This window comes from Lentzea sp. (assembly GCF_035525475.1).
In the GTDB taxonomy this organism is placed as follows: Bacteria; Actinomycetota; Actinomycetes; order Mycobacteriales; family Pseudonocardiaceae; genus Lentzea.
The window spans coordinates 1-18,526 of the sequence record NZ_DATLEC010000214.1 but is presented as its reverse complement, the minus strand read 5'-3'; the positions used below and the strand labels follow the sequence as shown (position 1 = coordinate 18,526).

The window sequence follows — 18,526 nt, the reverse complement described above, 5'->3', positions numbered from 1 at the left end:
GCACTGGGTGCTGCACGACCGCGACCCCCGGCTGCTCGAGCTCGCGGAGGCGAGCATGAGCACCCTGCCGAACGTCACCGCCGAGACGCGTGAGGGCGACCTCACGTCCCTGGAAGCCGCCGACCTCGCGGGCGCCGACCTGGTCACGTGCTCCGCGTTGCTCGACCTGCTCACCGCCGAAGAGATGAACGCTCTGGCCGCTGCCTGCGTAGAAGCTCATGTGCCCGCACTGTTCACGCTCTCGGTGGCCGGCCGGATCGAGATCGACCCGGCCGAGCCGCTCGACGCCGCCTTCCAGGACGCGTTCAACGCCCACCAGCGTCGCGTCGTGGACGGGCGTCGTCTGCTCGGACCGGACGCGCCGGCCGCCGCCGAAGAGGCGTTCGCGGCACTGGGCGCGACGGTGCGAACGGCACGGAGCCCCTGGCGCCTGGAGGCCGACGCCCTGCTGGGCGAGTGGCTGAAGGGCTGGACCGGCGCCGCGGTGGAGCAGGAACCCGCACTCGCCACCGAGGTCGCCGAGTACCTGCGCCGCAGGTCGACGGCGTCCGCGGTGGTCCACCACGTCGACCTGCTGGCACTACCGGGAGCTGTGTGATGAAGAAGTTCTGGCCGTGGCTCCGTCTTCTGCTGGCGGTGGCGATCCTGGTGGGCCTGGGCGTGCGCCTGGGCACCGGGGCGTTCCTCGACGGGCTGCGCGCGATCGACGCGTTGTCCGTCACCGCCGCGCTGGCGATCGGGCTCGTGACGACGGTCCTCAGCGCGGGTCGCTGGGTCCTCGTCGCGCGCCGCCTCGGCCTGCCGCTGACCCTGCGCACCGCGGTCGGCGACTACTACCGCGCCCAGCTCGTCAACGCCGTCCTGCCCGCGGGCGTGCTCGGCGACGTGCACCGCGCGGTCAACCACGGCCGGGAGTCGGGCGACGTCGGGCGGGGCGTGCGCGCCGTGTTCTTCGAGCGCTTCGCCGGTCAGATCGTGCTCATCGGGATCGGCGTCGCGGTGCTGCTCACGCACCCCGCGGCCGGTCTCGACCTCGACCTCGACGGCGCCACGACCGGACTGGTCCTCGCCGGTCTGGCGCTCGCCGCGGTCGTCGGCTGGCAGATCAAGCCGGTGCGCCGCGTTCTTGTCAACACCCTCGCCGACGGCATCCGCCTGCTGTCGCTGAAGACCTGGCCCGCGGTCCTCGGGCTGTCGGCCGCCGCCGTCGCCGGCTACGTGGCGATGTTCGTGGTCGCCGCCCGCGCCGCCGGCTCGGAGGCCACGATCACCCAGCTCGCGCCGGTCGTCGTGCTGGCGCTGCTGATCATGGCGATCCCGGTCAACATCGGCGGTTTCGGCCCGCGCGAGGCGTTCCTCGCGGTGGCGTTCGGCGCCGCCGGACTGGGCGCCCAGCAGGGCTTCACGACCGGGATCGTCTACGGCGTGCTGGCGCTGGTCGCCGCACTGCCCGGCGCCGTCGTGCTCTTCCTGTCACGCCGTGCCAAGGCCGAACAGGTCGAGGTAGTGGCCGAACGACTCGGCCAGGCCCGTGAGCAGGAGCTCGCCCTTGCGCGCTGACGCGAGAGAGGGACGCCCGACGACGCCGGAGGGCGTGTACGGCGCGAGACCCAGGGTGAGCATGTGCCGCCGGTCCTCTGCCAGGTGGTCGGCGCTGTCGTAGCCGGGACGGACGAGATCGGGGTGGGCGTGCAGGAGGATCGAGGTCTCCAGCTCACCCGCGTGCATGTCGCTGTAGGCCGGGGTCTCGATGCCGGCTTTCTCCCGCGCGAACGCCCAGTCGTCGCGTCCGGGGAACAACGCCAGGCCCTCGCCCTCCTGCACGACGTTCTGCAGCACGTAGTTGCCGCCGTGGCCGTTCACGAGCACCAGGCCGGTGACACCGTTGCGCCGCAGGGAGTCCGCGATGTCCGTGACCACTGAGACCAGCGTCCGCGCGGTGATGCTGACGGTACCCGGCCAGCCGGCGTGCTCCTGCGAGCACGAGAACTGGATCGGCGGCAGCAGCCGCACCGGGTACCGCGCCGCGATCTCCGACGCGATGGTCCACGCGATCACCGAGTCCGTGGCCAGCGGCAGGTGCGGGCCGTGCTGCTCGGTGCTGCCGACCGGGAGCACGGCCACCCGCCGGTCGCGGACGTCGATCGTGGTGTCACTCGGGAACATGCGCACGACCGTAGTCAATCCGGTGGCACAGCGCCGGAACCCGGCCGTCGGCCAGCTTCGGCAGCACGTCCGGCAGCTCCTCGAACGCGCTGTGCCCCGTGACCAGCGCGTCGAACCGGGAGTCGGCCAGGAGGTCCAGGGCGAGCGCCATGCGTTCGGCGTAGGAGCGGTCGGGGCGGCCGACCGTGCCGACCTGGCTGCTGCGGATCGTGAGCCGCTTCGAGTGGAAGAACTCGCCCAGCGGCACGGCGATCTTCCTGTCCCCGTACCAGCTCAGCTCGACGACCCGGCCCTCCGGCGCGAGCAGGTTCAGCGCCGTGGTGAGGCCGGGTTCCGTGGCACTGGCGTGGAAGACGAGGTCGCAGCCGTCGAGAGCGTTGTCCGGCAAGGCGAAACCGACACCCAACGCCCGGGCGGTCGACTCGCGCGCCGGGTCCGCGTCCACGAGCTCGACGCGAGCGCCCGGGAACGTCGCCAGCACCGCCGCGATGCTCGACCCGACCATGCCGCCGCCGACCACCGCGATCCGGTCGCCGATCAGCGGACGCGCGTCCCACACGGCGTTCACCGCGGTCTCCACGGTGCCCGCCAGCACCGCGCGAGCGGCGGGAACGGCGTCCGGGACGACGGTGACCGAGGATTCCGGCACCACGTAACGGGTCTGGTGTGGATAGAGGCAGAACACCGTGCGGCCGCGCAGTCGTTCGGGGCCATGTTCGACGACGCCGACGTTGAGGTACCCGTACTTGACCGGCCACGGGAAGTCGCCCTCCTGGAAGGGAGCCCTCATCACCGCGTACTGGTTCTCCGGCACACCGCCGCGGTGCACGAGGGTCTCCGTGCCGCGGCTGACACCCGAGAACAGCGTGCGCACCTCGACCTCGTCCGGCCCTGGCTCCGCCAGGTCGACCCGCCGGAGTTCGCCTCTTCCGGATTCATTGAGCCAAAAGGCACTCGCCGTACGTGTCACTCCCAACACCTCCGCCGCACGAAGTTCGATAGGGGCACCTGATGATCACACTTCAGCACACCGGGACACCTGTCGTCGTGCGGGAGCCCGCGGCCTGGGCCGTCGCCCAGGTGCTCCTGCTGGGGCTCGTGGGCGCCACGACCGGTCTCGGACTTCTCGGCTGGGCCGCCGGCATCGCCTACGGGTTCGCCACGTGGGCGTTCCTCGGCTACGGCATGCAACGGCACCGGACCAGGTCACTCGGGCCGGCTGACCGCGTCACGCTGGCACGCGGCCTGATGGTCGGCGCGGTGACGGCGCTGGTCGCCGACCGCGCGGGCCAGGACGTGCCGGTGGCGCTGGTCGTGACACTGGCGGCCGTCGCGTTGTCACTCGACTGGGTCGACGGCCAGGTCGCCCGCCGCACGGGCACCTCGACCGCGCTGGGCGCGCGGTTCGACATGGAGGTCGACGCCTTCCTGATCCTGGTGCTCAGCGCGTACGTCGCCCTGCACCTGGGTCCGTGGGTGCTCGCGATCGGGCTCATGCGGTACGTGTTCGTCGCCGCGTCGTGGCGCTACCGCTGGATGAACGCGCCGCTGCCAGCCAGCTACGCGCGCAAGGTCGTGGCCGCGGTCCAGGGGATCATCCTCGTCGTGGCGGCGTCGGGCCTGCTCCCGTTCGCGGGAGTGCTCGTCGGTCTCGCGCTGGCGTCGCTGGTGTGGTCGTTCGGCCGCGACGTGCTCTGGCTGTGGAACAACGCCGCTGTCCGGGTGCGAGAATCCCGCCATGCCTGAGCAGAGCTCAACCGCGGCGAAGATCGGCGACATCGTCGTCTGGATCCTGCAGATCGTGCTCGCCGTGCAGTTCGTCATGAACGGCTACGCGTTGTTCACCGACCAGTTCGTCGCGAAGTTCGACGACATCGGCTTCGGCCAGTGGTTCCGGTACCTCACCGGCGTCCTGGAGATCGCGACCGCTCTCGGCCTGCTCATCCCGCGCATCTGCGGGCTCGCGGCGCTCGCCCTCGCCGGCATCATGGCGGGCGCGGCGCTCACCGAGATCTTCCTGGTGACGAACGGCGGGCTCGACGACGCCACGCTGCCGCTCCTCTTCATGGTGTGGGCGCTGGTGATCGCGGTCTACCGCCGCGAGCAGATCCTCGGCGCGCTCAGCCTCGTGAAGAGGAAGTGATCTTCGGGAAGTAGCGGAGCACCGCGACGTCCCCGACTCTCGCGACGTCCTCCAGGTGGAACCGGCGTGCCGGTCCACCGGGGAATTCGGCGGGATTCACGAAACGCGGGGCCGTCGCCTGTCCGATCAGCATCGGCGCGACCGCGATGCGGATCTCGTCCGCGAGTCCGGCTTCGAGGAACGCCGTGTGAATGCTCGTGCCACCTTCGACCATGAGCCTTTTCACGCCGCGCGCACCCAGGTCGTCCAAAATTTCCGAGAAATCGCTGAAGGTTCTGGTCTCCGCCAGGTGGTCGACCGTGGTCCTCTCGCTCTTCGTGTAGACGACCCGCGCTCCGCCGCAGTGCCAGAACCGCAGGTCGGGGTCCAGGTCACCGCTTCTGGTGACGGTGGCCCGCAACGGGAACTCCGGTTTTCCCTCGGCTATTCTTCGCGCGCGCCGCTCTTCGCTGTAGACGAGCAAGCGCGCGTTGTCCCGCCGCAGCGTCTCGGCTCCCGCCAGAATCGCGTCCGACTCCGCGCGCATGCGGTCGACGTGGTCGAAGTCCTCGGCGTTGGAAAGCGGAAACCTCTCGGTCCCGCGATCGTCGATGTGGCCGTCGAGACTGACGGCGACGCTGAGCAGAACGTGCGGGCGGGTCACGAACTCGATCGTAGAGCAGTTGAACCGGCCGCGGGCCGCGCCGCGTTTACCTCAGGGGACCAGGAAAGGGGAACTCGGTGAGGACGTTGCTGCGGCGGACCGCCACGGTGCTGGCGGGGCTGTTCGTGTTGTTCGTGCTCATCGCGCCGAGCGACCTGGAGGAGTTCACGCCGGAGGCGTTCCTGCGCGTGCCGCTCGAAGGCCTGATCGGCGTGATGGTGCTGGTGCTGCTGCCGGACCGGTTCCGCAAACCCGCGGCGGTCCTGGGCGGTGTCGCGCTGGGCCTGTTCACGGTCGTGAAGATCATGGACATCGGCTTCGACGTGGTGCTGTACCGGCCGTTCGACCTCGTGCTGGACTGGCCCCTGCTCGTGCCCGCCATCGACTTCGTGGACGTGACCTTCGGCCGCTTCGCCTCCGTGCTGGCCGTCGGGCTCACGGTCGCGCTGGTGGCCGGGATCGTGTGGCTGGCCTCGATTTCCGTGCTGCGGCTGAGCTCTTCCGCCGCCGGACGGCGCCCGGTGGCGATCCGCGCGGTGGCACTGACGGCCGTGGCGTGTGTTTCGCTTGCCGTGCCGGGAATCCCGGTCTACTCCGACGCCGCCGCGACGGCGCTGGTCGACCACGCCCGGCGCGTCAAGGTCGGACTGCACGACCAGGAGGTGTTCGCGGCGGAGGCGTCGGTCGACGCGTTCCGCGGCCGCACCGACCTGCTGTCCTCGTTGCAGGGCAAGGACGTCGTCTTCACGTTCGTGGAGAGCTACGGCAAGTCGGCGCTGGACATGCCGGACGTGCGGGCGAAACTGGCGGACGGCGACTCGCGCCTGAAGGCCGCCGGGTACTCGGCCCGGTCGGCCTACCTGACCTCGCCGACCGCCGGCGGTGGCAGCTGGATGGCGCAGGCGACGCTGCTGTCCGGGTTGTGGATCGACAACCAGCAGCGCTACCGCAACCTCGTGGCGTCCGACAGGCTGACTTTGCCGCGGGCGTTCCGCGAGTCGTCGTGGCGTTCGGTCGGCGTGGTCCCCGGCATCACGCAGGCGTGGCCAGAAGGGGATTTCTTCCACTACGACGAGATCTACGACGCGGGCCGTCTCGGCTACAAGGGGCCGCGCTTCGGGTACGCGACGACGCCGGACCAGTTCACGCTGGAGTCGTTCCAGCGGAACGTTCGGTCGAAGGTCCACGGCCCGGTGATGGCGGCGATCCCGATGGTGTCCTCGCACGCGCCGTGGTCGCCGACGCCGGACTCCGTGGACTGGGAGAAGCTGGGTGATGGCTCGATCTACTCGACCATGCCCGCCTCGAACGACCCGCCCGAGTCCATCTTCGGCCGCGACCCGGCGGCCGTGCGCGCCGACTACGCGCACTCGATCTCGTACTCGCTGGAGTCCGTGGTCTCGTACCTGGAGGAGTACGGCGACGAGAACCTCGTCATGGTGTTCCTGGGCGACCACCAGCCGGCGCAGATGGTGACCGGCGAGGGAGCGTCGCGGGACGTGCCGATCACCATCGTGGCCAAGGACCCCGCCGTGCTGCGGGAGGTCGGCTCCTGGAAGTGGGACGACGGCCTCAAGCCCGGCGGAACGGCCCCGGTGTCGCGGATGAGCGACTTCCGGGACCAGTTCCTCTCCGCCTTCAGCCCGCCGCAGGCCTGAGCCTCAGCCCATCGTCTTCTGGCCGTCGATCGTCTCGCGGATGATGTCCGCGTGGCCCGCGTGCTGCGAGGTCTCGGCGACGATGTGCACGAACACGCGCCGCGCCGACCATGACTTGCCCTCGGGGAACCACGGGGCGGACGGCAGCGGGTGCGAGAGGTCCATGTCGACGGTCCCGACCAGCTCGTCGGTGTGGGCCGCGATCTCGTCATACCGGGCGAGGATGCTCTCCAGCGTCTCGCCCGGCGCCATGCGGAAGTTCGCCGCGTGGTTCTCGTAGTCCGTCGAGTCGGGGTCGGACTCCATCGCCGAGGTGCCCTGCTCGATGAACCTGACCCAGTTCTGCTCGACCGTCGCGACGTGCTTGATCAGGCCGCCGACGCACAGCGCGCTGGCGGTCGGGCTCGACGCGGCCTGCTCGTCGGTCAGACCCTGCGCGGTGAACGTCAGGAACCACCGGTGCTGCCGGAGGGTCTCGAGCAGGTCCGCACGCTCGCCGGTGAGGATCTCGGTGGTGGTCATCGCTGTAGTCCTTCGCTCGTTTGTCCCGACACAAAGGACTCTAGGACCACTTGAGGTCAGCTTGTGTCCTAGACGAGCGGGCACTTGAGCGAGACTCGAGCGCCGTTCGAGCGATGTGGCGTTGACCTGGTGTCACTCTCGGTGAAACAGCCGAAAGTGGCGCTTCACCGGTCCAGGTAACCGTCGTCCGGGCGATCGACGCGGCCACCGCCCTCCTCGGTCTCCTCGATGTGCATGGCGGTCTCCTCGGGCGCGGTGACGTGCTCGCCGGCCTCCTCGACCGCGATCGCGTCCGGCTCGTCGTCGACGGGCTCGCCGCCACCCAGGGGCGTGGTGAACTGGTGTTCGGTCATGCCCTCTGGTTTCCGGCGAGCCGGACGCGCAAACGTCGGCGGCGCGGCGTCAGCAGTTCAGGGCAGGTGCTCCGTCCGGACCACCGCCGCGGAGCGTCACGAGGGTCGCGCCGGTCAGCCCCAGCACGGCCTGGGCGGTCGCGCGGGGAGCGTTGGCCGGGGTGAAGCCGGACGCGTCGAACGCGATCGCGCCCGCGTCGGGGCCGGTGCAGCCCACCTGCGGCGACTTCAGGTAGTCCCGCGCCCTGACCAGCGAGGAGCCCTTGACCACCTGGGCCACGAGTCCCGTGCTGTCGGCGTTCGACCCGCTCTGGGCGCTCGGAACCTACCGTCGGTGCCCAGGCAGGCGCCGGAGACCTCGGGCTCGGCGAGCCACGCGATGGCGCGGTTGGCGTAGTCGTCGGCGGTGAACGCGAGCACCGCGGCGACGATCCGTTTCTGCACGTGCCCGACCCTCTCATTCCGCACCTCGCGGGTGGCGGGTTTTGCCAGACTCGTCGCATGCGTCTGGCCCTGTCCCTGCTCCTCGTGCTGACCGCGTGCTCATCGGCTCCCGCGGACCCGGCGGCGCTGTTCAGGGAGTGGCGGCAGGCCATCCAGGAGTACGGCTCGGTGCGGTTCGACGTGACGATCGAGCCGCGCAAAAGGACTTTCGCGGGCGTGCAGCACATCGGCAACGGTGGTGCCACGGCGCAGCAGGACGTCACCGCGCACATCGAGAGCAAGTACCGCACCATCGACTACCGGTCGGTGCAGGTGGGCGACGACGGCTACCTCCAGCACAGCGGCCTCTTGTTGCCACCGGGCAAGACGTTCTCCGCGATGGGGCTCAACGACGCGCCGTGGGTCGGTCCGTACGCGAGGGACCTGTCGCTGGACGAGCGCTACTACCACCCCGGCAACCTCTTCGCCGACATCGACCGCGACACCGTCCGGCTCACCGAGCACAGCGGCACCAGGTACGTGTTCGCGGCGGGCGGTGTGCCGCACTCCGGTGGCTACACGATCGGTGACGTGCGGCTCGTGGTCGAGACGGACGACGAGAACCGGGTGGTGCGCGTGGAACAGACCATGCCGTCGTTCGACAAGCAGCAGGAACGCCTCACCGCCGTCTACAGCCAGTGGGGCACAGCGCCTGACGTGCTGCGCCCGCCGCGGGAAACCGTCGCACACCCGAAGGAAGTGAGGACAGCACATGATCGCTGACGACCTCAGGCGGTACCTGCAGCGGTCACGCGACTCGATCGTGTCCTCTTTGGACGGACTGGACGAGTACGACGTGCGCAGGCCGCTCGTGCCCAGCGGCACCAACCTCCTCGGCCTGGTGAAGCACCTGGTGGGCATCGAGCTCGGCTACCTGGGCGAGAGCTCCGGCCGTCCCTCGCCGGTGACGCTGCCGTGGGTCGAGGACAAGTCGATCTGGGAGAACGCCGACATGTGGGCCAAGCCCACCGAGAGCCGCGAGTACGTCGTCGACCTGTACCGCCAGGCTTGGCGGCACTCCGACGAGTCCATCGCGCAGCTTCCGCTGGACGCCCCGGCGTCGGTGCCGTGGTGGCCTGAAGAGCGCCGGAACACCACGTTCGGGCACCTGCTCGTGCGCGTCGTGGCCGAGACGGCGCAGCACGCGGGCCACTGCGACCTCGTGCGGGAGCTGATCGACGGGCGGTCCGGCGCGGACAACCCCGACGGCTACCACGACCGGGTCCTGAGCGCCGCCGAGACCTGTCGAAAGTAAAGGCCGACGGGTTCCGATCGGCAGAGGTGCGCGTGCCGCCGAGTTCGTAGGTTCGGCTGGGTGACCTGGCTTGTGATCGGCACCGACGCGGTGCTGGGCGTGTTCGCGGTGATGTTCCTGGTGTTGTGGTTCCGGCACCGGCTGAGGGCGTTCCTCGCCGGGGCCGGTGTGGTGGTGGCCTACGCGATCAGCGAGGTGGTCAAGCTCCTGGTGCGGGAGGAGAGGCCGTGCCGCACGGCGCCTTCGCTGGCGGAGTGCCCGGAGCCGGGCGACTGGTCGTTCCCCAGCAACCACTCGGTGATCGCCGGTGCGTCCGCGATGGCGATCTGGGCGCTGCACCGCACGTTCGGCTGGGTGGCGGCGGTCTGCGCGCTCGCGGCGGCGTCGTCGCGGGTGATCGTGGGTGTCCACTATGTACACGACGTGATGGCCGGGCTGGCGCTCGGAGCGTTGGTGTCGTGGGGGATCGCGGTGCTGCTGAAGAGGCGTGAACGGACACCGCGTCACGAAGACGCGCCGACGGTGGTGCTGCAGCGACTGCGATGATGGGCGCCGTGTGGGAGGTCCTGCTCTACCTGGTGCTGTTCGTGACGGCGTTCGTGGTCGTGCGGAACCGGCCCGCGGTCGCCCTCGGGACCGCGCTGGGGGCCTGGCTCGTCTGCTACCTCGTCAGCGTCGAGTTCGACGTCGAGGTGCTCGCGCTCGCTCCCGCACTGGCACTGCTCAGCTTTCTCGCGGGCCGGCACGCCGGTGACCCGAGGCCGACCGCGATCGCACTGACCGTCGCCGAGGTCGTCGGCGTCGTCGTCGCCCTGACCGAGCGCGGCGGTTCGGACACCGCGCTCGCCGTCACCTCCGGCGTCGGCGTCCTCGGCGTCGTCCCCTGGGCCTTCGGCCGGTTCCGCCGCCGGTACGCCGAGCTGCAGGAGGTGGGCTGGGAGCACGCCTCCCTGCTGGAACGCGACGCCGAGAACGCCCGCAACTCCGAACGCGCCCGCCTGGCCGGTGAGATGCACGACCTCGTCGGCCACGAGCTGGCACGGGCGGCGCTGCTGGTCGGAGCCCTCGAGCTGGAACCCACCCTCACCGCGCACCAGCGCGAAGCGGCCAAGACCGCCCGAGCCAGCGTCACCGCGGCCGCGGAACGGCTGGCCGACGTCATGCAGGTGCTGCGTGCCGACGAGGACGAACCCGTCGCCACCATCGAGGAAGTCGTCGCCCGGAGCGGGTTGCGCGTCACTCTGGTCAACGGCCGCAAGACCGGCATCGACGGCATCATCGCCCGCACGGTGCACCGCGTGGTCGCCGAAGCGCTGACGAACGTGATCAAGCACGCACCCGGCGCCGAGGTCACCGTCACCCTCACCGCGAACCTCGACCTGCGCGTCACCAACGGCCCCGCCCCGCGAACGCACGCCGTGGGCAGCGGCAAGGGCCTCGTCGGCCTGGCCGAACGCGTCGCGCTGGTCGGCGGCTGGTTCGAGGCGGCGCCGACGGACGAAGGCGGCTTCGAGGTGAGGGCCAAGCTCCCGGAACGCCCTCTGCCGCGCACCACGCCGACGCACGTCCGTCGCGAAAGGACAGAGGAGGAGATCCGCAAGAGCGCACGCAGGACCGTGCTGATCACCTCGGTCGTGTGCGCCGGGATCGCCATCGGCGTGCCCGGTTACATGGTGTTCGACGCGGTGACGTCGGTGCTGACCGAGCAGCAGTTCGACCGGGCGGCACTCGGGCAGCACGAGGACGACCTGGACCTGCCGCTGCGCACCCGCGTGGACAACCCGCTGGGCGTCACCACGCCCGAGGACACCGAGTGCCGCTACTACAGCACACACGCCAACCCGTTCGACGGCAACCGCCACGACCTGCACCGGCTCTGCTTCCGGGATGATCGTCTCGTCTCGAAGACGTGGCTCGTCAGGAGGAGCGGTTGATCAGGGTCGTGCTGGCCGACGACGAACCGGTGGTCAGGTTCGGCGTGAAGGCCGTCCTCGCCACCGCCGGCGACATCGAGGTGGTCGCGGAGGCGGAGAACGGCAGCGTCGCGATCGACCTGGTGGCCCGGCACCGGCCGCACGTGGCCGTGCTCGACATCCGCATGCCCGTGTTCGACGGCCTGGACGCCGCTCGCGTGGTGCGCGAGTGCCACCCCGGCACCAAGACGCTGGTACTGACCACGTTCGCCGACGACGCCTACATCAGCCGGGCGCTGGGGGAGGGCGCGGCGGGGTTCGTGCTGAAGACCGGCGACCCGCAGGAGATCATCTCCGGGGTCCGGGCGGTTGCCGGTGGGGGTGCGTATCTGTCGCCTCTTGTGGCCAAGCGGGTTGTGGACCAGTTGTCGCGGGCGCGGCCTCGGCCTGGTGCGACGCAACGGATCGCGGTCCTGACCGCACGCGAGCGGGAGGTGCTCGGGCTGGTGGGCGCCGGGTTGTCGAATGCCGAGATCGCGGCTCGCATCCACGTCGTCGAGGGGACCGTGAAGGTGTACGTGAGCACGATCCTGCGGCAGCTCGGGGTCAGGAACCGGGTGCAGGCGGCGATCGTCGCGCACGAGGCAGGACTGATCCCGGGCTGACCAGCCCGCTGGTCAGGCCTTCGCGCCGATGCCCGAGATCGCCCGCACTTCCATCTCCGCCACCAGGCCCGCCTTGTCCGCGTCCGGCTTCGAGAAGATCGTCGCCAGGAACCCGCACAGGAACGAGAACGGGATCGACACGATCCCCGGGTTGCCCAGCGGGAACCACGCGAAGTCGACGTCGGGGAAGATCGACGTCCTCGCGCCCGACATCACCGGCGAGAAGATGATCAGCAGCAGGCACGAGCCCAGGCCGCCGTAGATGCTCCACAGGGTGCCGGTGGTGTTGAAGCGGCGCCAGAAGAGCGTGTAGAGGATCGTCGACAGGTTCGCCGAGGCCGCCAGGGCCAGGGCGAGGGAGACGAGGAACGCCACGTTCTGGCCGTTCGCCGCGATGCCGCCGATGATCGACAGTGCGCCGACCACCACCGCGGTCAGGCGGGCGACTCGGATCTCGCGGCGCGGTTCGGCGTTGCCGCGCTTGATCACGTTGGCGTAGACGTCGTGGGCGAACGAGGCGGAGGCCGCCAGGGTCAGACCCGCGACCACCGCGAGGATCGTGGCGAACGCCACGGCGGACACGATGCCCAGCAGGACGGCGCCGCCGATGCGGAACGCCAGCAGCGGTGCGGCGGAGTTCTCGCCGCCCGGCGCCGCGGCGATCGTGTCGGTGCCGACCAGGGCCATCGCGCCGAAGCCGATCACCAGCGTGCAGAGGTAGAAGATGACCATCGTCCAGGTCGCCCACACGACCGAACGGCGGGCCTCCGCGGCGTTCGGCACCGTGTAGAAGCGCATCAGCACGTGCGGCAGGGACGCGATGCCCAGCACGAGCGAGAGGGCAAGCGAGACGAAGTCCAGTTTGGACATCGCGCTGAAGCCGTACTTCGCGCCGGGGTCGAGGACGGCCTCACCGAGGTGGTTGTTCTCGGTGGCCTGTTGCATGATCGCCGACAGACTGAAGCCGAACTTGCCCAGCAGGAAGATCGTCATCAGCGTCACGCAGAGCAGCAGCAGGACGGCCTTGATGATCTGCACCCACGTCGTGCCCTTCATGCCGCCGACCAGCACGTAGAGCACCATGACCATGCCGACCAGCGCGATCAGGATCGCCTGGCCCCACTTCGAGGTCACGTTGAGCAGCAACGCGATCAGGCCGCCGGCGCCCGCCATCTGCGCGATCATGTAGAAGAACGAGATCACCAGCGTCGCGTTCGCCGCGGCCGCGCGGACGGGGCGCTGCCTCATCCGGAACGCCAGCACGTCGCCGACGGTGAAGCGGCCGGTGTTGCGCAGCCCCTCCGCGATCAGGAGCAGGCCGACCAGCCACGCGACGACCCAGCCCACCGAGTACAGGAAGCCGTCGTAGCCGTGCGCCGCGATGCCGCCGGAGATGCCGAGGAACGACGCGGCGGACAGGAAGTCGCCGGACAGCGCCACGCCGTTCTGGGCGCCGGTGAACGAGCTGCCCGCGGCGTAGTAGTCCGACGCCGTCACGTTCCGGCTGCTGACGCGGTAGACGACGTACAGGGTGATCAGGACGAACACCGCGAAGACGCTGAGGTTCAGCACCGGGTTGCCGGTGGTGGGCATGCCTTACTCCTCGACGCCCGTCATCTCTGCGAGCAATTTCCGCTGCGGGTCCAGCCGTCGCTTTGCGTAGCGGGCATAACCGAGCGTGATGATGATCGAAGTCACGAACTGGCTCAAGCCCAGCAGGATGCCGAGGTTGATCACACCGATCACCTTGGTGCTGACGAAGTCTTTCGCGTACGCGGACAGCAGCACGAAGGTCAGGTAGGACGCGAGGAAAAGGGCGGTCATCGGGAAGACGAACGTGGTGAGACGGCGCCGGAGCTCCCGGAATTCGTCGGTCTGCCGAATCGCCTCGAAGTTCGGTTTGCCGTTCGAATCGACGTACGACAAAGCCTCGGGGTCGTCGAACGACGCGAAACCCCGGATTTCCCGGTACTCCTGCAGCGTTTCGCCAGGCGACCGGATCGCCTTGGTCATGTGCCCCTGCCCCTCGTATGCGGCGCCCACTCTAGCGTCCTCGCGTGTGCAGTCAACGCGCGCCCGCAGCCGGAAACGGTCCAAACCGGACCAAACCCGGACCGATGCCGGGCAATCCATTCGTCTCAAATGGTAGATCCCGGGTGCCGTACTGCTGTGACGGACGGAAGTTGCGTCGTGCGCAACACCGGTCGACAGGTCCAGGCCGTTGTCGCACGTGTGCACCTGGCCTAGGATCGTTCGGTCCGCGTATTTGGTGACGGTTGGGGATAAAGTGGGGTTCTTAGCGCGCGAACGCCAAGTCGCGCCTCCCGGATGGAACCGCTGGCTCGTTCCGCCCGCGGCACTGGCGATTCATCTCTCCATTGGTCAGGCATACGCCTGGAGCGTCTTCAAGACGCCCCTCGAGAAATCCCTCGGCATCACCGGAACGCAGTCCGCCCTGCCGTTCCAGCTCGGCATCGTGATGCTCGGGCTCTCGGCCGCCGTCCTCGGCACGACCGTGGAGCGCAGGGGTCCCCGCTGGGCCATGCTGATGTCCCTGATCGCCTTCTGCTCCGGTCTGCTGATCTCGGCGGCCGGCGTGTGGGCCGGTCAGTACTGGGTCGTCGTCCTGGGCTACGGCCTGGTCGGCGGCATCGGTCTCGGCATCGGCTACATCTCGCCGGTCTCCACGCTGATCAAGTGGTTCCCCGACCGTCCCGGCATGGCGACCGGCATCGCGATCATGGGCTTCGGCGGCGGTGCGCTGATCGCGTCACCGTGGTCGACCTCGATGCTGACGGCGTTCGGCGCCACCTCGACGTCGGGCATCGGCAAGGCCTTCCTGGTGCACGGCATCGCCTACGCGGTCTTCATGAGCCTCGGCGTGCTGCTGATCCGCCTCCCCTCAAAGGAGTTCACGGCGGAGAAGGAAGCACTGCTCAAGGACAAGCCGAAGTCCACCGTCGCCTTCAACGTCTCCGCGAACAACGCGATCAGGACGCCGCAGTTCTGGCTGCTCTGGGTCGTGCTGTGCTTCAACGTCACCGCGGGCATCGGCATCCTGGAGAAGGCCGCGCCGATGCTGGTCGACTTCTTCAAGGAGTCCTCGACGCCGGTCGCCGCGACCGCCGCCACCGGTTTCGTCGCGCTGCTGAGCGCCGCCAACATGGCGGGCCGGTTCGTCTGGTCGTCCACTTCGGACATCGTGGGCCGCAAGAACATCTACCGCGTCTACCTCGGCGTCGGCGCCCTGCTCTACCTGGTGCTGCTGACCCTCGGCTCGACCAGCACCCCGCTGTTCGTCATCGCGGCGATGGTGATCCTGTCGTTCTACGGCGCGGGCTTCGCGACCGTCCCCGCGTACCTGCGCGACCTCTTCGGCACCTACCAGGTCGGCGCGATCCACGGCCGCCTGCTGACCGCGTGGTCGGTGGCGGGCGTGCTCGGGCCGCTGATCGTCAACGCCATCGCGGACGCGGGCAAGAAGGCCGGGCACGTCGGCCCGGACTTGTACGCCACGTCGTTCTACATCATGATCTCGCTGCTGGTCGTCGGTTTCGTCGCGAACGAGTTGATCCGCCCGGTCAACCCGAGGTTCCACGAGCCGAAGGCGGCGGTCGAGGCCGCCGAGGCGACCGGTGAGCAGTCGCCGGCGACCAGGGACGGCGACGCCACGGTCACCAGGTGGAACGAGGCCGAGGCGGCGGACACCGCCGAGACGGCCGAGAAGGAAGACTCGGAAGGCGTGGTGAAGAAGTGAGCTCCCAGCGCTTGTTGCTGATCGGTGCGTGGCTGTGGGTGGGCATCCCGCTCGCCTACGGCCTGTACCGGCTCTTCCTGAACGCGGCCAAGCTCTTCGTCTGATGTTCAACGCGCTCGTCAACTGGCGCAACTGGCGCCTGCCGGTGAAGCTCGCCGCGGTGTTGATCGTTCCGGTCGTCATCGCGGTGGGCGCCGGCGTCGTGCAGATCCAGTCGCACATCGAACGCGCCGAGTCCTACGCGGCGCTGCAGCGGCAGGTCAAGGTCCGCGCCGCACTGATTCCCGTGATCAACGGCGTGCAGGCCGAACGGCGGATCATCGCCGAGGGAGCCGGCCGGGAGACCCTCCTCGAGCAGGTGCGCCGCACCGACGAGGCCCGCGCGCTGCTGCGGGACCAGGTCGGCAGGACCTCGCTCAGCGAGGTCGTGAACGCCCGCATCGACGACGTCCAGGGCCGGATCGGCGACCTCACCGCACTGCGGGAGCGCGGCGACGACGCCCCCGCCGTGGTCAAGGCCTACACCGAGCTCACCGAGTCGCTGCTCGACGTGGACGAGGTGCTCGCGAGCGAGTTCGGCGACGCCGAGCTCCTGCGCACGGCGATGGGCCTGCACCACGTCGTGCACGTGCAGGAGCAGGTCCTCTACCAGCAGGCGGTCGTGCTGACGGGGATCACCCGCGGTCAGCTCGTCACCTCCGAGGTGCGGTCGCTGGTGGAGTCGAACGTCAAGCTCAGCTACATCGCGGGCGAGTTCGCGGCGCTCGCGACCCCGCAGCAGCTGAAGGACTACGGGACGAAGTTCAACGGCCCGGACACCGAGGCCCAGCGCAAGATGCTGGCCGCCGCGCTGCTGCACCCGGCAGCGGACGCCCAGAACGCGGGCAAGGCCGGCAAGCTGCCCATCGCGGCGGCGGACTGGAGCAACGCCTCCGGCGCCGTCGTGACGTCGCTGAACGGCGTGGTCGAGGGCATGCAGTCCGACCTGCGCGACACCGCGAACCGCCTGCGCGACGAGACGAGCGACGCCGCCGGCGCGGCGGCCGCCATCCTGTTCGCGAGCCTGGTCCTGGCGGCCACGATCGGGTTCGTCGTCGGCCGCTACCTGCTGCGGTCGCTGAACGCCCTGCGCGACTCCGCGCTGGACGTCGCGTGGGAGAAGCTCCCCGAGATGGTCGCGACCGGCCGCGGCAGCACCGAGATCGAGTCCGTGCCCGTCACCACGACCGAGGAGTTCGGTCAGGTGGCTCGCGCGTTCGACGAGGTGCACCAGCAGGCCGTGAAGTCGGTCCTCGAACAGGCGGCCATGCGCGCCAACATGCGCAACATCTTCGTGAACCTCTCACGGCGCAGCCAGAGCCTCGTCGAACGCCAGCTCAAGCTGATGGAGGAGCTGGAGAAGTACGAGGAGGACCCCGACCAGCTCGCGAACCTCTTCAAGCTCGACCACCTCGCCACCCGCATGCGCCGCAACAACGAGAACCTGATGGTGCTCTCCGGCGGCGAGGTCGCACGCCGGTTCCACAAGCCGATCCCGCTCACCGACGTGCTGCGCGCGGCCGCCGCCGAGATCGAGCAGTACCAGCGGGTGGTGGTGCACACGGCACCGACCGCCGAGGTGGTGGGCTACGTCGCGAGCGACCTGGTCCGCCTGCTCGCCGAGCTCCTCGACAACGCGACGGCCTTCTCACCACCGCACACCCAGGTCTCGATCAGCGCGTCGATCGAGGCGGGCGACATCGTGCAGATCGACGTGGTCGACCACGGCATCGGCATCGACCCCGAGGCACTCGCCGTCGTGAACGCACGGCTCGAGGCGGCGGGCGAGGGCGCGGACGTCCAGGTCTTCCGTGAAATGGGCCTCTTCGTCGTCGGCAGGCTCGCCGCGCGCCACCAGATCGTGGTACGCCTGGATGCGCACCAGGGCAAGGGGACTCGCGCGATCGTGTTGGTTCCTGCCGAACTGGCACCACGGCGCGACGAGTCCTGGGAGTCTTTCAGAGGGGAAGCGATCGAGCGCGATCAGGCATCCTGGTTCCAGGCGCCCAAGGCAGCACCGAAGCCTCCCCCCGCACCCGCGCGGCAGACACCGGAGTCAGCCCGAGGATTTCTCAACGCCTTCCAGAGCGGGGTGCAGCGAGGCCTTCCCGACCACCAGGAGAGTCGATGAGCACGCAGGTGGACCAGTTCGGCTGGCTGGTCACCAACTTCGCCGAACGCACGCCCGGCATCGAGCACGCCGTGGTGATCTCGGCCGACGGCTTGGTGCTGATCTCGTCCTCGAAGCTCCCGCCCGAGATCGCCCCGCAGTTCGCGGCGATCGTGGCCGGTGTGGTCTCGCTGGCCGAGTCGGCGTCGCAGTGCTTCGCGGGTGAGTCCGTCGTGCGCACGGTCGTGCAGATGGACCGAGGCGTGATGCTGTTGTCGTCGATCAGCGACGGCTCGGTCCTCGCGGTGCTGGCCTCGTCGTCCTCCGACGTCGCGCAGGTCGCCTACGAGATGACGGTCGTCGTCCGCCAGGTGGGCCAGCTGCTCACGCCGGAACTGCGGGCCGAGCTGGCATGAGCGGAGAGCCCGACGAGCAGGTCAACTTCGGTGATCTGATCAGCGGTTTCAGCTTCGACAGCGAGCGGATCCGCAAGCGCGGCAAGAAGAAGGCCTCGCGCGCGCCGGAACCCGTGCTGGAGCAGCCGGACCCGTACGCCGCGGCGCCCTTCGAGCCGGTGCCGCCGCTGCCCTCGGTCGAGACCGATGTTTCTTCGTCGATCGTGCGGGCCTATGCGTGGACCGGCGGGCGGACCGTCTCCGAGGTGCACCTCGAGATCGAGTCGCTGGTGTCGGTCAACGAGCGGTCTTCTACCGCTGTTCGGCCTGAGCACCAGGATGTTCTGGCGTTGTGCCACTCGCCTCGGTCGGTGGCTGAGATCGCCGCTTTGCGTGGGTTGCCGTTGGGGGTTACCAAGGTTCT

General features: G+C 69.5%; 22 protein-coding genes and 1 pseudogene. 15 read left to right on the top strand and 8 right to left on the bottom strand.

The annotated features are described in order from the left end of the window. Nucleotides 1-598 (top strand): SAM-dependent methyltransferase (locus VM306_RS32945; protein WP_325521829.1); only part of this gene is annotated, 598 nt, incomplete at its 5' end. Further along, nucleotides 598-1,560: a lysylphosphatidylglycerol synthase transmembrane domain-containing protein gene (locus VM306_RS32940; RefSeq protein WP_325521827.1), complete on the top strand. Its 963-nt coding sequence runs from the start codon at nt 598-600 to the stop codon at nt 1,558-1,560. The genes VM306_RS32945 and VM306_RS32940, both read left to right, overlap by 1 nt. Here the strand turns inward: VM306_RS32940 and VM306_RS32935 are convergent. Both VM306_RS32935 and VM306_RS32930 read right to left on the bottom strand, forming a co-directional pair. After that, nucleotides 1,474-2,166, bottom strand: a complete 693-nt coding sequence (locus VM306_RS32935; protein WP_325521825.1) for a creatininase family protein — start codon at nt 2,164-2,166, stop codon at nt 1,474-1,476. The genes VM306_RS32940 and VM306_RS32935 overlap by 87 nt on opposite strands. Next, nucleotides 2,153-3,136 carry a zinc-binding alcohol dehydrogenase gene (locus VM306_RS32930; protein WP_325521823.1) on the bottom strand — a complete coding sequence of 328 codons (984 nt, stop codon included), beginning with the start codon at nt 3,134-3,136 and terminating at the stop codon, nt 2,153-2,155. Before VM306_RS32930 ends, VM306_RS32935 begins: the two co-directional genes overlap by 14 nt. 41 nt (nt 3,137-3,177) lie before the next feature. On the opposite strand from VM306_RS32930, the gene VM306_RS32925 reads away from it, so the two are divergent. Next, nucleotides 3,178-3,912 (top strand): CDP-alcohol phosphatidyltransferase family protein, encoded by a 735-nt coding sequence (locus VM306_RS32925; protein ID WP_325521821.1) that lies wholly within the window; start codon nt 3,178-3,180, stop codon nt 3,910-3,912. Beyond that, complete coding sequence (locus VM306_RS32920; protein WP_325521819.1) at nt 3,905-4,309, top strand: DoxX family protein; 405 nt, start codon at nt 3,905-3,907, stop codon at nt 4,307-4,309. The genes VM306_RS32925 and VM306_RS32920 overlap by 8 nt, the downstream gene beginning before the upstream one ends. Here the strand turns inward: VM306_RS32920 and VM306_RS32915 are convergent. Next, nucleotides 4,287-4,952 (bottom strand): RibD family protein, encoded by a 666-nt coding sequence (locus tag VM306_RS32915; protein WP_325521817.1) that lies wholly within the window; start codon nt 4,950-4,952, stop codon nt 4,287-4,289. The two genes, VM306_RS32920 and VM306_RS32915, sit on opposite strands and share 23 nt — an antisense overlap. Before the next feature lie 77 nt (nt 4,953-5,029). Between VM306_RS32915 and VM306_RS32910 the strand changes: the two genes are divergently transcribed. Further along, nucleotides 5,030-6,610: a sulfatase-like hydrolase/transferase gene (locus VM306_RS32910; RefSeq protein ID WP_325521815.1), complete on the top strand. Its 1,581-nt coding sequence runs from the start codon at nt 5,030-5,032 to the stop codon at nt 6,608-6,610. 3 nt (nt 6,611-6,613) lie between these two features. Here VM306_RS32910 and VM306_RS32905 read toward each other — a convergent pair whose 3' ends face one another. The 3 genes from VM306_RS32905 to VM306_RS32895 all read right to left on the bottom strand — a co-directional run bounded on the left by VM306_RS32905 (nt 6,614) and on the right by VM306_RS32895 (nt 7,765). Further along, nucleotides 6,614-7,132, bottom strand: a complete 519-nt coding sequence (locus VM306_RS32905) for a DinB family protein (RefSeq protein WP_325521813.1) — start codon at nt 7,130-7,132, stop codon at nt 6,614-6,616. A 164-nt stretch (nt 7,133-7,296) separates the two neighbouring features. Beyond that, nucleotides 7,297-7,485, bottom strand: coding sequence for a hypothetical protein (locus VM306_RS32900; RefSeq protein ID WP_325521811.1), 189 nt, complete (start codon nt 7,483-7,485; stop codon nt 7,297-7,299). Nucleotides 7,486-7,534: 49 nt separating this feature from the next. Then, on the bottom strand, nt 7,535-7,765 hold the full coding sequence (locus VM306_RS32895; RefSeq protein ID WP_325521809.1) for a hypothetical protein: 231 nt from the start codon (nt 7,763-7,765) through the stop codon (nt 7,535-7,537). A 221-nt stretch (nt 7,766-7,986) separates the two neighbouring features. Between VM306_RS32895 and VM306_RS32890 the strand changes: the two genes are divergently transcribed. The 5 genes from VM306_RS32890 to VM306_RS32870 are packed head-to-tail and all read left to right on the top strand — an operon-like array spanning nt 7,987 to nt 11,801. After that, complete coding sequence (locus tag VM306_RS32890; RefSeq protein ID WP_325521807.1) at nt 7,987-8,691, top strand: hypothetical protein; 705 nt, start codon at nt 7,987-7,989, stop codon at nt 8,689-8,691. Next, the gene (locus VM306_RS32885) at nt 8,681-9,223 is read left to right on the top strand and encodes a DinB family protein (RefSeq protein WP_325521805.1); all 543 of its coding nucleotides are present in this window, start codon (nt 8,681-8,683) and stop codon (nt 9,221-9,223) included. Before VM306_RS32890 ends, VM306_RS32885 begins: the two co-directional genes overlap by 11 nt. 60 nt (nt 9,224-9,283) lie before the next feature. After that, nucleotides 9,284-9,769, top strand: coding sequence for a phosphatase PAP2 family protein (locus VM306_RS32880; protein WP_325521803.1), 486 nt, complete (start codon nt 9,284-9,286; stop codon nt 9,767-9,769). A gap of 8 nt (nt 9,770-9,777) precedes the next feature. Then, nucleotides 9,778-11,157, top strand: a complete 1,380-nt coding sequence (locus tag VM306_RS32875) for a sensor histidine kinase (RefSeq protein ID WP_325521801.1) — start codon at nt 9,778-9,780, stop codon at nt 11,155-11,157. Then, entirely contained in the window at nt 11,154-11,801 is a 648-nt protein-coding gene (locus VM306_RS32870) for a response regulator transcription factor (protein WP_325521831.1), read from the top strand. The genes VM306_RS32875 and VM306_RS32870 overlap by 4 nt, the downstream gene beginning before the upstream one ends. A 12-nt stretch (nt 11,802-11,813) precedes the next feature. Here VM306_RS32870 and VM306_RS32865 read toward each other — a convergent pair whose 3' ends face one another. Together VM306_RS32865 and VM306_RS32860 are read right to left on the bottom strand one after the other, a co-directional pair. After that, the gene (locus VM306_RS32865) at nt 11,814-13,394 is read right to left on the bottom strand and encodes a cation acetate symporter (protein ID WP_325521799.1); all 1,581 of its coding nucleotides are present in this window, start codon (nt 13,392-13,394) and stop codon (nt 11,814-11,816) included. A 3-nt stretch (nt 13,395-13,397) separates the two neighbouring features. Continuing rightward, complete coding sequence (locus VM306_RS32860) at nt 13,398-13,844, bottom strand: DUF485 domain-containing protein (protein WP_325521797.1); 447 nt, start codon at nt 13,842-13,844, stop codon at nt 13,398-13,400. Nucleotides 13,845-14,088: 244 nt separating this feature from the next. Between VM306_RS32860 and VM306_RS32855 the strand changes: the two are divergent. The 5 genes and pseudogenes from VM306_RS32855 to VM306_RS32840 all read left to right on the top strand — a co-directional run. Continuing rightward, nucleotides 14,089-15,432, top strand: a pseudogene (locus VM306_RS32855) (OFA family MFS transporter); the annotation flags it as partial. A gap of 122 nt (nt 15,433-15,554) precedes the next feature. Beyond that, nucleotides 15,555-15,662: an MFS transporter small subunit gene (locus VM306_RS41475; protein ID WP_414672478.1), complete on the top strand. Its 108-nt coding sequence runs from the start codon at nt 15,555-15,557 to the stop codon at nt 15,660-15,662. Next, on the top strand, nt 15,662-17,728 hold the full coding sequence (locus VM306_RS32850) for a nitrate- and nitrite sensing domain-containing protein (RefSeq protein ID WP_325521793.1): 2,067 nt from the start codon (nt 15,662-15,664) through the stop codon (nt 17,726-17,728). The genes VM306_RS41475 and VM306_RS32850 overlap by 1 nt, the downstream gene beginning before the upstream one ends. After that, nucleotides 17,725-18,123, top strand: a complete 399-nt coding sequence (locus VM306_RS32845; protein WP_325521791.1) for a roadblock/LC7 domain-containing protein — start codon at nt 17,725-17,727, stop codon at nt 18,121-18,123. The genes VM306_RS32850 and VM306_RS32845 overlap by 4 nt, the downstream gene beginning before the upstream one ends. Further along, nucleotides 18,120-18,526, top strand: a 407-nt coding sequence (locus VM306_RS32840; RefSeq protein WP_325521789.1) for a DUF742 domain-containing protein, incomplete at its 3' end; no start/stop codon positions are given. The genes VM306_RS32845 and VM306_RS32840, both read left to right, overlap by 4 nt.

Coding starts and splice junctions, on each gene's coding strand:
- VM306_RS32940 (WP_325521827.1), top strand. CDS start 598: ATGAAGAAGTTCTGGCCGTGGCTCCGTCTTCTGCTGGCGGTGGCGATC.
- VM306_RS32935 (WP_325521825.1), bottom strand. CDS start 2,166: ATGTTCCCGAGTGACACCACGATCGACGTCCGCGACCGGCGGGTGGCC.
- VM306_RS32925 (WP_325521821.1), top strand. CDS start 3,178: ATGATCACACTTCAGCACACCGGGACACCTGTCGTCGTGCGGGAGCCC.
- VM306_RS32920 (WP_325521819.1), top strand. CDS start 3,905: ATGCCTGAGCAGAGCTCAACCGCGGCGAAGATCGGCGACATCGTCGTC.
- VM306_RS32905 (WP_325521813.1), bottom strand. CDS start 7,132: ATGACCACCACCGAGATCCTCACCGGCGAGCGTGCGGACCTGCTCGAG.
- VM306_RS32900 (WP_325521811.1), bottom strand. CDS start 7,485: ATGACCGAACACCAGTTCACCACGCCCCTGGGTGGCGGCGAGCCCGTC.
- VM306_RS32890 (WP_325521807.1), top strand. CDS start 7,987: ATGCGTCTGGCCCTGTCCCTGCTCCTCGTGCTGACCGCGTGCTCATCG.
- VM306_RS32885 (WP_325521805.1), top strand. CDS start 8,681: ATGATCGCTGACGACCTCAGGCGGTACCTGCAGCGGTCACGCGACTCG.
- VM306_RS32865 (WP_325521799.1), bottom strand. CDS start 13,394: ATGCCCACCACCGGCAACCCGGTGCTGAACCTCAGCGTCTTCGCGGTG.
- VM306_RS32850 (WP_325521793.1), top strand. CDS start 15,662: ATGTTCAACGCGCTCGTCAACTGGCGCAACTGGCGCCTGCCGGTGAAG.
- VM306_RS32845 (WP_325521791.1), top strand. CDS start 17,725: ATGAGCACGCAGGTGGACCAGTTCGGCTGGCTGGTCACCAACTTCGCC.